Source organism: Flavobacterium sp. PL02 (assembly GCF_035013205.1).
Lineage (GTDB): Bacteria > Bacteroidota > Bacteroidia > Flavobacteriales > Flavobacteriaceae > Flavobacterium.
This window is the reverse complement of record NZ_JAYGJP010000004.1, coordinates 292,589-305,090: the sequence shown is the minus strand read 5'-3', so window position 1 is coordinate 305,090 and position 12,502 is coordinate 292,589. Positions and strand designations below refer to the sequence as shown.

General features: G+C 32.8%; 12 protein-coding genes and 1 pseudogene. 2 read left to right on the top strand and 11 right to left on the bottom strand.

Going from position 1 to position 12,502, the window contains the following annotated elements:
• Positions 1 to 238: 238 nt before the first annotated feature.
• A complete protein-coding gene (tyrS, locus tag SHI72_RS14645; protein WP_323490433.1) occupies positions 239 to 1,444 on the top strand; it encodes a tyrosine--tRNA ligase in 1,206 nt (401 codons plus the stop codon).
• 199 nt (positions 1,445 to 1,643) lie between these two features.
• On the opposite strand, the gene SHI72_RS14640 is transcribed toward tyrS, so the two are convergent.
• From SHI72_RS14640 to SHI72_RS14590, 11 genes and pseudogenes are all read right to left on the bottom strand, one after another.
• Positions 1,644 to 2,147, bottom strand: a complete 504-nt coding sequence (locus tag SHI72_RS14640; protein ID WP_039112131.1) for a hypothetical protein — start codon at positions 2,145 to 2,147, stop codon at positions 1,644 to 1,646.
• Between the two features lie 549 nt (positions 2,148 to 2,696).
• Positions 2,697 to 3,086 (bottom strand): hypothetical protein, encoded by a 390-nt coding sequence (locus tag SHI72_RS14635; protein WP_323490432.1) that lies wholly within the window; start codon positions 3,084 to 3,086, stop codon positions 2,697 to 2,699.
• 900 nt (positions 3,087 to 3,986) lie between these two features.
• The gene (locus tag SHI72_RS14630) at positions 3,987 to 4,163 is read right to left on the bottom strand and encodes a hypothetical protein (protein WP_323490431.1); all 177 of its coding nucleotides are present in this window, start codon (positions 4,161 to 4,163) and stop codon (positions 3,987 to 3,989) included.
• Positions 4,164 to 4,189: 26 nt separating this feature from the next.
• A complete protein-coding gene (locus SHI72_RS14625; protein ID WP_323490430.1) occupies positions 4,190 to 4,393 on the bottom strand; it encodes a hypothetical protein in 204 nt (67 codons plus the stop codon).
• An 11-nt stretch (positions 4,394 to 4,404) separates the two neighbouring features.
• Positions 4,405 to 4,812: a hypothetical protein gene (locus SHI72_RS14620; RefSeq protein ID WP_323490429.1), complete on the bottom strand. Its 408-nt coding sequence runs from the start codon at positions 4,810 to 4,812 to the stop codon at positions 4,405 to 4,407.
• Positions 4,813 to 4,832: 20 nt separating this feature from the next.
• Positions 4,833 to 5,324: a hypothetical protein gene (locus tag SHI72_RS14615; RefSeq protein ID WP_323490428.1), complete on the bottom strand. Its 492-nt coding sequence runs from the start codon at positions 5,322 to 5,324 to the stop codon at positions 4,833 to 4,835.
• Positions 5,321 to 6,172 (bottom strand): annotated as a pseudogene (locus SHI72_RS14610) (RHS repeat-associated core domain-containing protein); the annotation flags it as partial. The gene SHI72_RS14615 and the pseudogene SHI72_RS14610, both read right to left, overlap by 4 nt.
• Before the next feature lie 981 nt (positions 6,173 to 7,153).
• The gene (locus SHI72_RS14605) at positions 7,154 to 8,014 is read right to left on the bottom strand and encodes a tyrosine-type recombinase/integrase (RefSeq protein ID WP_323490427.1); all 861 of its coding nucleotides are present in this window, start codon (positions 8,012 to 8,014) and stop codon (positions 7,154 to 7,156) included.
• Positions 8,014 to 8,871 carry a tyrosine-type recombinase/integrase gene (locus SHI72_RS14600; protein ID WP_323490426.1) on the bottom strand — a complete coding sequence of 286 codons (858 nt, stop codon included), beginning with the start codon at positions 8,869 to 8,871 and terminating at the stop codon, positions 8,014 to 8,016. Before SHI72_RS14600 ends, SHI72_RS14605 begins: the two co-directional genes overlap by 1 nt.
• Before the next feature lie 117 nt (positions 8,872 to 8,988).
• Positions 8,989 to 11,301, bottom strand: coding sequence for a CHC2 zinc finger domain-containing protein (locus SHI72_RS14595; RefSeq protein ID WP_323490425.1), 2,313 nt, complete (start codon positions 11,299 to 11,301; stop codon positions 8,989 to 8,991).
• A gap of 3 nt (positions 11,302 to 11,304) precedes the next feature.
• Positions 11,305 to 11,529 carry a SymE family type I addiction module toxin gene (locus SHI72_RS14590; protein WP_323490424.1) on the bottom strand — a complete coding sequence of 75 codons (225 nt, stop codon included), beginning with the start codon at positions 11,527 to 11,529 and terminating at the stop codon, positions 11,305 to 11,307.
• A gap of 171 nt (positions 11,530 to 11,700) precedes the next feature.
• On the opposite strand from SHI72_RS14590, the gene SHI72_RS14585 reads away from it, so the two are divergent.
• Positions 11,701 to 12,048 (top strand): helix-turn-helix transcriptional regulator, encoded by a 348-nt coding sequence (locus SHI72_RS14585; RefSeq protein ID WP_323490423.1) that lies wholly within the window; start codon positions 11,701 to 11,703, stop codon positions 12,046 to 12,048.
• Positions 12,049 to 12,502 lie beyond the last annotated feature (454 nt).

The window sequence follows — 12,502 nt, the reverse complement described above, 5'->3', positions numbered from 1 at the left end:
TTTCCTAATTATCAATGTATAAAAACTTGCAGATAAAACAATAAAAATTACCTTTGCTTTCCAAATGAAACTTTTGAACAACATATTACATTTAGCTTTTTTTAGCACTTATTATTATAGAATAGTATCTGCTCGGAAAGATTATGTATATATGTCAAAGTAAATCAATAAGAAAAAAGACTTTAATTATATAACCTAAAGCCCGAGCAGATGCTCGGGCTTTTTTATTTTAAAAAAAATGGAAACAATAAAGAAACTAAAAGAAAACGTAGAAATCATTCTTCCTAAAAATGGATTGGAAGAAAAAATGGAACAAGCTAAAAAAGAAAATCGAAAGCTGATCATCAAACTTGGTTTTGACCCGACTGCCCCTAACTTGCATTTGGGACATGCTGTTGTTTTGAAAAAACTAAAACAATTTCAGGATTTAGGACATCAAATTGTGATTCTGGTTGGAAGTTTTACAGCAAGAATTGGTGATCCAACAGGAAAAAATAAAAGTAGAAAACCTTTATCTATCGAAGAAGTTCAGCATAATGCAGAAACTTACCTCAATCAGTTATCTCAAATAATTGACGTTACAAAAGCAAAAATTGTTTTTAATTCTGATTGGTTAAACGAACTGTCATTTTCTGAGGTTATTAAGATTTTATCAAAAGTTACTGTTGCTCAGTTAATGCACCGAAACGATTTTAACAAGCGCTTTACCGAAAATACACCTATAGCAATGCATGAATTGATTTACCCTATTTTACAGGGATTTGACTCTGTAAAAATTAATGCAGATATTGAAATGGGTGGTACAGATCAGCTTTTCAATTGTACGATGGGCAGACAATTGCAGGAAACTTTTGAAATGAATCCTCAAATTGTTATGTGCATGCCATTATTGAAAGGACTAGATGGAAAAGAGAAAATGAGTAAGTCCCTCAATAATATCATCGGACTAACAGACGAACCAAACGAAATGTTTGGAAAAACGATGTCTATTCCCGATAGTTTGATTGAAGAGTTTTTGAATTTGACCACCGATTTTTCAATTGTAGAACAGCAATTAATAAAAGAAAGACTGGCCAACGGAGAAAACCCAATGAATATCAAAAAAATAATTGCACAAAACATCATTACACAATACCATAACAAAGATGAAGCTCAAAAAGCAGAAGATTTTTTTACCAACCAATTTCAAAACAAAAATTTTCAAGAAAAAACATTTGAGCCTATTTTATTTTCTTCCATTCAATTTGAAAATGGGGTAATTAGTTTGGTTGATTTATGTGTACAATTAAAAAAAGGACATACTAAATCAGCTATTAAAAGACTTATTGAAAGTGGAGCTGTTCAAATTGACAATGAAAAAATCACTGAACCTTACATGCATATTGAACTAAAAGTAACATCTAAAATTAAAATTGGAAAAAGAGATTTCTATGAGCTAAAATAATGATACTTCCTGATATCAAATTAGATACAATAAATAAGGAGTTCATATTTTAGCACTGATATTATTTGAATTAGTTTAAAATACTTCGGAGATGTGGGACATTCTACTCCATAATTAAACCTCGCCAAGTATTGGCGAGGTTTAATGTATTTTCTTTTGATTGTGAGTGCGAAGTCGGAGACGTTCGCACAGCGCTTCGTTAGAATACTTCGGAGAGCGGGGTAACTTTATATGTTCCACTTCCATCAAAGTCATTTTCTGAATCTGAACCTGCTAAGACTAATCCAACGTCTACCAACTTAAACTTTGAAATTATTTGTTTCCAATATATTTCATTTATCAATTCATTTTCTGAATCAACTAAATCTTCATAATTGAAATCTTTTAAAAATTCTATTAATATATCTTCTGAAATAAATACTATTAATCCTGTATCAGTCGAAAAAAAAGAGAAATCTTCTAAAATAACTTCATCATAATCTACTTTTATAATCTGATTTATATAAAAAGTACTCTCATCTGGTTTATATAGTGCAAAAGGTGTATCTGTATAAAGAAAAACCTCCTTTCTAATATCTTCTGGCAAAGAACTAGCTTTTAAAAATTCATTTTTTATATCTGTCAAATAAAGAACATCAATAATATAATATTGACTGTATACATTCAATTCTAAAGATTCATTATTAATAGACACGTTTTTCATCTTTCTTTATTTTTTATCTTTCAGGGAACATACCTATTCCCACTACCATGTACAGAGTTTAAGTGATTTTTCACACTCATTTGAATTGTGTAATCATCTATGTTTTTAATTCCTCTACTTGCAAACCATTTTCTAAAATGTTGAGAAAGGACATGATGTTTATGAAGCTTCCCAGATTTAAGTGAACCAATTATTGCTCTCTAGATCGCTCTGATATACGCAAAGATAGCGCTGATTTGGAATCAGTGCCCGCAATCAAAATTAAACTAAAATTTCGTTCGCTAAAACGGGAATTTTATTTAGGACATTATTGTTTTATGTGATTCTCTTTATGAGTGCAAAGTCTGGCGACATCCGCACAGCTTGTATAAAGAGCAATTCGGAAAGGTGGAACATTCTGCTTAATAAATGAAACCTCGCCATTTCTGACGAGGTTTCATTGGTTTAAATGATTCGCTTTGTGGGCACGGAAAGGATTTCCGCGCTATCGTTGCGCATATCCGAGCGGTCGGGTCACCTTCTCATTTGTTCCGCCAATGGACATTATTTTTACTTCTCCTTATATTTCTTTAAATATTCATTGGCAATTTCTTTTGTTTTATTATCTATTTCAGTTGAATTTAAAATTTCATATACATCATAATACGCTTGATTATAATTATATTTATTAGCCATTATAAGAGCATAATACAATGCTGATGTTCTTTTTTGCTCAGCAATATTATATATGGATTGAATTTCAAAATAGGCTATGGTGTCGCCATATTCTGTAACTCTTTTGCTCAAAGAATCCATAAGGACAAGATTATTCAATTTCTTTTGAAAGTAACTAGCTGAATTTTCAGATTCTACAATTTCATCGACGTTATTTTCTTTCTTACAAGCGGCGAAAATTATTAATAAAATAAAAAAAATTAAGGCAATTTTAATTTGTTTCATAATGATTGTTTTATTTATTTCTTACTCTTTTTAAGACGCCTGTATACAGTTCTCTACTTACTCTTACTCCATTTTTATACGAAACCATATAACTAGATCGCTCAGATATACGCAAAGATAATGCTGATTTGTAATCAGTGCCCAGAATCAAAATTAAACTAAAATTTCGTTCGCTAAAACGAGAATTTTAACTAAGTCAAGATTGTTTAATCTGATTCTCTTTGTGGGTGCAAAGTCTGTTGACATTTGCATAGCTTTTATAAAGAAATACTTCGGAGAGGTGTGACATTCTGCTCAAGAATAAAACCTCGCCAATGTTTGACGAGGTTTAATGTGTTTTCTTTTGATTGTGGGTGCGAAGTCGGAGACGTTCGCACAGCGCTTCGTTTGAACACTTCGGTGAGCGGGGGTTTCTATGAGCTAAAATAATGATACTTCCTGATATCAAATTAGATATAATAAATAAAGGTTAGTGTCTTAGCACAGATACTATTTCAATCAGATTAAAAGGCTTCAGAGAGGTGGGACATTCTACTCCATAATAAAACCTCGCCAATGTTTGACGAGGTTTAATATGTTTTATTCTCTTTGTTGATTATCGTTGTAGGTTCGAAGTCGAGAGACTTCGAAAAGCTGGGTAAATACGAACCTGATGAGATGGTGCCAGTATTGATACTGCTAAAAAATTAGCTACTATAATTAGAAACTTCGGTAGGTTATCTTTTGGGGAAAAATGCTCAAACTGATTTATTTAAAGACCTTGCAATGTTAAAGAGATTTCAAGATATTGCAACGCTTCTAGAAAAAATGCCCCAAATAGTGTCTGACTTTTTGGGGCATGTTCATAATGAAGTGGCTTTTTTGATTCTCTTTGTGGTTACAGATTGCAAATCTATGCTATCAGGTTATCTTATAGTATATTCTAGTTAACAAAAGTATTACTCCACCAATAACAAAAAACAACCAATATTTTTTAAATTTACCAAACATCTCATTGTTTTTTGACAACTTCATAGCAACTCCTGCTATTATCAATCCCATTGGAGCTATAAAACTATTTATTTCTTGAAAACTCATATTTTTTATTTTATTAAATTTAGAGACTAAAGTGATTTGAAAAAAAATACAATCGATGTTATTGCTAAAACAATTATAATAACCCAGTTTTTAAATGTTCCAATATTAGTGTCACGTTTATAAAAAACAGGATTTTCATCTCTTCCTTCTAGCCACCATTTATGGATTTTATAGTATCCAACAGTCAATACTCCAAACAAAATACTATAAAGTAAATTTTTATAATCCATTATTATATAATTTAATTATTAACCTTTTTTATTACTTCTTTAGCTTTATCGGCTGCAATGTTTTTAGTCGCTTTTTGTCCAATTTGAAAGAGCACCTTAACTCCATCTGCCACACTTGGATTGGGACCAGGTATAGCCTTATCTATAGCAATACCAGCTAACTCACCTGCAACATAACTAGCACCTCCTTCTGCTGCGTTACTATAATCACCAGATAATGCATTAGTTGCCATTTCTAGCCCAGTACCTATTAAACTAATTATCTCGCCTGCTCCAGCTACAGTTAAACCTGGAGCTGCTCCCTCACCACCTAATGGAGCAGTGGCTACAGCGCCGACAGCGGCATGTTCATAATGAAGTGGCTTTTTTGATTTTGGACATACCGAAGGTTGTTTTATTTTTATGCAATAATTAACCACCAACACATCTGATACATTACCTATTTTATCATTAACTTTGATACATTAACAAATGTTCCAATATCAATAGTTGACTTATCATTTGCTTTATGTAACAAAAAATGAAGAGTATCTATTTTAGTATTTTTGGGGTATCTTATCATAAACACTCCATTGCCTGAACCTAAATTACCAAAATGTTTTTCCTCGATTTTCCATTCTAAAAAGTATTCACTTTTCTTAAACTCTTTGCTTGTTTTTTTTAATTTCAAGACAATTTGATTATTTGAAGATAATGCAACTTTTCTTTTTTCTCCTTTTATAACTTTATAATGCCAAACTTTTTCAATCCATACAGAATCAATAATATCTAAATCTCCAGTTTGCACTTTATTTGCTGTAGACAGATAAAACCCATTTTCTTTTGAATTTAAAATTGTTGAAGATGCTTGAGGTGTTGCTGTATTGAATTCATTACAACTAATACACATTAACACTATAATGCATAGACTAATTAAAACTTTCTTTCTCATTTTCTTGACAATATTGTTCGTGGTACGTTCTTATTTGCCTGTTTTACGGAATAGTACATCTCATTTGGAACTACTCCATTATATAAAGCTGCTCCTGCAGAATAACCTCCATATACTTTATATTTATCAGGGTCAACCGTTCTTATACCCAATTTATTTAAGGTTTCATTTACGGCTTGCCCACAATTATTGAAAATAAGTGAATATTTACTCAATGCCTGTTTTGTCATTTCCTTTTCTCCTTTTTCAGCTGTGGATGATTGTATTTTAATTACTACTCCTTCCTTATATTCTGAATAATCCTTATCTGCAAAAAAAGCATTAATAGTCTTAAATGTGTCTTTTCTAGCATCTAAAGCAGTCCCACCAGTCAATGGATTATTGCCACTATTAGAATTTTCATCTTCGTCTCTACCCTCTTTTGAAATAAATACCCATCCCGTATCGTCATTACCTACTAATAAAGCATTATGTCCAAAACCGCCTGCACCTTTTGGTGCATTTACTATAGCAACATAATCTCCTTTTTTGTATTGTTCTTGTTTAGGTGTAGAAATACCGTGACTTGCCTTTGCTTGTTCAAATGATACTTCTTTATCTCCATCTTTATAAACTCCTTTTCTTCCTGAATTATGGGCATCCCAATCGTAAGTAGCTAGCATTCCATCTGGGTCAATAAAAAACACAGGATTGTTATAACAATATGTATATGGCGACCATCTTCTAGACATTTCTGCTAATGGGTCAATATTCATCCAACGTCCAAGAGCAGGGTCATAATTTCTAAAACCATAATCGTACATTCCAAGCCCCAACTCGTCTTGGAGCTCTTGTCCTAGAAACTTATACTTGTAATTTCCTGTGCGATATTTACTTCGCCCGAGCGTTTATTTCTGCGTTCCTGCGAGCAAAAACTATTTTTTAAGAACGTACTTTTTCATTTTTTTATCTGCTCAAAAATAGGGTTTAAATTTTCAATTGAAAAATAAACTTGATTGATTTTTCTTTCTTTTTTATTTCAATTGAAGAAAAAAGATTTCGTTTTATTGATGCGCTCGATTTTTGTGCAGGATTTTTTTATCCTGATGTTTCTATTTAAAACAAGTGTTTCTAAAAAATTCTGCGCAAAAATGAGCATAGCCCCACGGCGATTGAGTTATACGCAAAGACAATGAACACCCCAAGTGAGCAAAAAAAGCGTTATTTATTCCAACTTGTAGAAAGCTTTTTTTAGCGAACGGGTGGCGGTGTTGCGGTCTTGACCAGTCGCCACAGACCGAGAGGCTCTTTTTCTGAGCCGTAGGGATGTGTGCGTGCAACGGCAGCCGAAAGATGGAGCGATAGCGCAATAAATAATAAAAATCAGCTTTAGCGTACTTTTTAAGGCTGATGGCTGGGCAAAAGAGCAACCGCCAAAAAGTGTGCAGCGGTTTGTTTTTTTTCCTTATTCAAAGTGCAGCAGAGCGGAACAATTATCAATCAAAAAATAAAGAAAGCTGCACCGAACGTAAGGTAGAGAACGTGTGAAGTGAGGAGCGGGAACGGAGGCTTTTTAGCCGACTGGAAGCGAAGAACGCAACTAAGTGAACGACTGGAGAGAGACCGCTTTATTGATTTCTATTGGTTTTCTTTTGTTTATATTTGGCGTATGGATTTTATAGATACTATCAGTTTTATCGCTTCTCTTTTGACGATTTATTTGTTTTTAAACGACTTTTTAAAAAAGATATATACTACATATATATGTGGTTTATATAATCTATCGACAGCTTTTAAAAACATTAAATTGGTATAAATAATTGATACTATTGATATAAACTGGTAATAATCTATTTAATTGGATGTAGTTTTTCGATAGCTATTTTTAAAGCATTTAATCCTGTTTCTCGGTATTTTTCTGTTGTGTCCGGACTTTTGTGTCCTGCAAAATATTGAACTATTCTAAGGTTATTATTTTTGATTAATAAATTAGTAATTACACTTTGTCGGATTGTGGTGGTGGTTAATCTTTTTTTAGATTGATTTTGATACGTACTGATTAAATAATCTACATCATCTTTTGTTATTGGTGTTCCGAGTTTGCCTAATAACAAAGCGTTTTGGTCATTTCTAAAGGTTTTTAGCTTATTTCTATCCTGATTGATAAATTCGTATAATAAAAGGATTTGCTCGGCTTTTAAGGGTAAATTCCTGGCATTGGTTATTCCTGTTTCTTTTATTTTTATGATGGCTTTTTCTAAGTCTATATCGTTAATTTTCAAGCTTTCTATTTCTGCCAATCTTAATCCCTGATTGATAAGTAAACTCATTATAATTTTGTTTCTTTTGGTTAAAAACGGATAACGTTCTTTTCTTGGTTCTAAGAGTTTTTCGAGTTCTTTTTCGGTAAATAAGTCCTGTAATTGGATTGGGTTTTCTTTTGCGTCTCGTATTCGTATGGCTCTGGTGGGATTGTCTTTGCGTTTTCCTGTTTCAATCAGATAATCGTAATATTTTTTTATACTACCCAACATTACTTTTACGGTTGTTGGTTTATATTCTTTGCGCAATATTTCTATGTATTGCATTACTTTTTGATAGTTGTACTTTGGGGTATTTTTATCGTGTTTTTGGTATTTTTTTATGATATGCAGATAACTTTTTACGGAACTTTCTCTTAGGCTTTGTTTTAGATATTCTTCGATGCTCATTACTGTAATTTGTTTTTTAAGAGATTGATTCGGGTGTAAATTTGTGTGGTTGCGATTTGCTGATGTCCTAAAAAATCTCTGACCATTTCTATACTCATTTCATTCTCTAAAAGATGTGTAGCGATGCTGTGCCTGAGTGTATGTAAACAATAACATTCAGGGTTTAGGTTTTGGGTTCTTTTAAGGAGTCTTTTAAAAAGATTGTAGATATTCTGCCCTTTCATTTTAGTACCGTTTATATTGATTAAAAAGCTTTCCTGACTTTGTTCTCTATGGGTTTGAGTATCGGTATAATAGTGTTTAAAATCATCTATAATGGTTGTAGTAAGTGGTATTACTCTGCGTTTTTTACCTTTTCCTTTTCGTATAAAGAGTAGTTTTTGTTCAAAGTTTATGTCTTTTAATTCTAATAATTCTACTTCGTTTCTTCGTAGCCCACAGCCATAGCAAAGGTGTAATATTGTTTTTTCGGTTATGTTTTTGCAAGTTGCGTAGAGCTGTTGTATTTCTTGTTGTGTAAATACTTGACGCTCATTATTTACGGGTTGTTTTAGTTTTAGATTGTAGGGATTTTGGTTTATCTTTTTGGTTCTTTGTAGATAATCAAAGTATAATTTAATAGCTAGTAACTGACTGTAAATATGGCTTTGGCTTTGCTTTCCTGTTCTTCGCTGTTTAGGTTTTTCTTGTAAATACTGATGATAGTTTTTTATATGTTTATCTGTTATTTTTTCAATAGTTGCTTTAGTAAAGTCTAAGAGTTGCTTTGCATATTTGGGATAATTACTAACTACATTTTTACTATATCCTAGGTTTTCGAGTTCTTTTCTAAATTCATAAATCGCATTTGTAAACATAGCTATGATGTTTTTATGGTTGTACTTTTTTTTTCGACCGAACGCCAGTTAGTTATTAATTATAAGTTGTTAATTATTAATTGATTGCCATTGTTCTAGCGTTCGTTTGGTGTTCAGTTAGTGTTCGTTGGTGTTCGGCTTTAGGTTTTGGATTTGTTTTATAAAATGCTCTTTTAGTTTCTTGCGAACGCTTTGTATATCATCAAAATAGGAGATTCTGTATTTATAGCCTTTGTTGCCGTGTCCGTATTGTTTGATGTATTCCAGTTGTACCAATTGATTGATATAATGCTGTAATTGGGTCTTTTTAAAGCCTGTGGTTTCCATCGCTTCGAACCTTGTAAAATCATGGGCTGGGAACTTCTTTTTTAGCTTTTCAAAGAACTGTCTCAAACTTCCGTCGAGTTCATCTATTTTTAGGATGATACTTTCAAAAAGGATTTCTACAGCTTGTTCTACATCTTCGATTTGGGTTTGTATTTTTGCGTTTTGGGATTTGCGCTGATATTGGTTTAAGATGGTTATTTGTTTGATTATGGATTGGAACATTTCATTTAATCTTCGTTTTTTATGTACGTTCTCAGGGAGTTGTATTTGTGTGGCAAAAGGATTTTGTACTTCTTCGGGTTTTAAACTTCTGAGTATTTGCTGTAATAATAACTTGGCTTTTTCCTGCTCTTGTTCGCTTATTTCTCCAGCGATTCGTTTATTTTGATAGGTAATGATTCTATTGGTTTGGGCTTCGCTTTCATCAACAGCAAGCAAAAAACTACGGCTCATATTGTCTTCGTATAAATCGCCTTTGGTAGTAGCACTCAGCGAACTAAAAACACCTTTTACTTCTTTCTTTGTTGATTTAATATTGCCTTTTTTGTCTTTGATAGATACGGAACTCGAGAGTCTTTGATTGCTTATTAATTCTCGCATGGCAAACATGGCTTCTTCTTTTAATCCGTCCAAATCTTCGATGATAAGGTGTTTTCCAACTAAATCATATTCGCCCCAATTATACAAACTGCTTTCTGTTATTCTTGTAAATCTAAGTACATCTTCCTGTGGCATCAAATCGGCTATTTTACTGATTAAATGCGTTTTTCCACTTCCGCTACTTCCTTGTACAATAGCGTGTAAGGGCTGTTTGGTTTTGTAACTCGAGGCGATAATAAACAATAATAAGCGGCTGTTTTCTTCTCCGATTATTCCTGATTTCTCAATCAAAATATTAAGTTCTTGCAGTAAGTTTTTTTGTTTTAAAACATCTATTGCATTTAGATTTTGGATTGTTTTATTTTGTGATTCTTCGATTATTGGATTAGCAATTTCGGTTGTATTGTCCTCAATAGAAAAAGAAACGTTTAATGGTTTTCTTTGATTTAAAAGTTCGGTAAATATTTCTTTTTCATGTAATTGCAACGTTTCGTTAATGTCTTTGTTTGGCAGTTCAATCTTAGTAATTAATAATCTATCATTGATAATTAATAATTGATTAGCATATCGTGTTGCAGCTGTTCTTCCTGCTATATCTGTATCAAAACAAAAGATAATTTCTTCCAGTTCTGTGAGTTCTAAAATGGCTTTTTGGATTTCTTCGTTTAAACCGTTTGTGCCGTAACAAGCTAGGATGCTATACGCTGTAGGCTCTAGGCTTAAAGCTTGTATTACGCTTGCTGCATCAATTATACTTTCGGTTAAGATTAGTTTTTTTGTTTTGGCATTAGGATAGTTTGGATATAATCCGCTTCGGTTTTTTAAGTAAAAATGTTTGGCGTCTTTTTCATTTATGGTGCTTCTAAAATACAAGCTTACAATTTGGTTTACTTTGTTTTTTAATGGAAAAACAATTGATTTATTACCAAAAACATTATAAGCTTTCTCGCCTGTTTTACTGATAATGTTTCGGTCTAATAGTAATCCTATTTCTAAACAATTATTGATTAAAGTTTCATCCCGTCTTGTGCCGTGATGGAATTGTCCGCCATTAAAACCAATTTGTAAAGCTTCAATATCTAAATTTCTGCTTTTGCAATAATCCTTTGCGGGATTACTATTAAAAATACCTTTTCTAAAACTCTGGAACATTTTCTCTAAAAATGCAATATGCTCAAGGCTTTGAACTGTCGGCTTTGGACTTTCCTTTTTAGGCTTTGGGCTTGGAGCTGCTAGCACTGGGCTTTGGATTATCATTGCTATGCATTTCATTATAGCGCCTCGTTTGGTTATCTTTTCATAATCCTGAACAAACTGTATTTGGTCACCTTTTTTATCGCAAGCATGGCATTTATAAAAGTTCTTTTCTAAGTTTACTTGCAAACTTGCCGTTTTATCGTCGTGGAACGGACACAATAACATATTGTTTTTATTGGGCTGTAATCCGTAATTGTCCAATATTGTAGCTAGCGGTAGGTTTTCTTTTATTTGTTGGATTTCCATTGTTTACGGTTTTTTAGGTTTTGCTTCTCTTGGTTTTACTAGAGGTTCTATGTGTTCTATTACTAACAACTTTTCACGGATTATGATATTCACAGTATCGCCAACTTTAAAGCCAAGCTTCTCAAGCCATACACCGCTCACGCTAAGCCAAGGAACTATTTTATAACCTCGGGATAATTCTCTGTGTTTGGGCTGAAGTTTTACTTGTTTGCTGTTTCCTTTTGCCATGTTTTTACATTGTTGAAAAGTTTTTATGATACTTTTTTGTTATGCAATAATACATAATTGTTTTATCTAATAAAACTTTAATGTATTATATTTTTCAACAATGTTTTAAACAGATGTATTATTGTTTAAATTTGCATATATTTAAGTATTAAACTAATACACATATCTACTATGATAACGATAAGTGAACGCATAAAACAACTTCGCACAGAGAATAACCTAACTCAATCTGAACTGGCAGAAAAAGTAGGCTTGACTTATGTGCAAATTGGTCGATATGAAAAAGGGAAAAGTAGTCCGTCCTCCGATGTATTACAAAAACTAGCTTTCATATTAGGAACTAGTACCGATTATTTAATGAATGGTAAAACTCAACAAGTAGAAGCACAATTAACCGATATAGAACTTATAAAACAGTTTCAAGAAGTAGAAAAATTAAACCCAGAAGAAAAACATCTTGTTAAAACTTTTCTTGATGCTTTTATTACTAAAAAGAAAATTCAGCAATTAGCACAATAAAAATACTTTTATAAAATAGAAAACCACTCGGCAATGAGTGGTTTTCTATTTTAAGTGATTTCGTATTATAGACATACAGTAAGCAATCAAGCGGTCTCGCTACAGTCGTTCTCTTTGTTTCATTCTTCGCTTCCAGTCGTTCGTTCCTCTCTCCGTTCCCGCTCCTCATTGCACACGTTCTCTACCTTGCGCTCGTCGTGGCTACTTTTATTTTTTTAGCTGATTTGTATTGCTCCGTTTCTCTACGCCTTGCCTAAGGAAAAAAAACAAACCGCCACTTGTTTATTGGGCGGTTGCTCTCTCGCCCAGCCATCAACCTCAATAGGAACGCTTTCGCTGATTTTGATTAGTTGCTTCGTTTTACTGCACCTTTTCGGCTGCCGTTTCACGCTGCTAGCCCTACAGCCCAAAAAAAGGGCTTCCCGTTCTAGCGTGCCTGTACGATTGCCGCAAC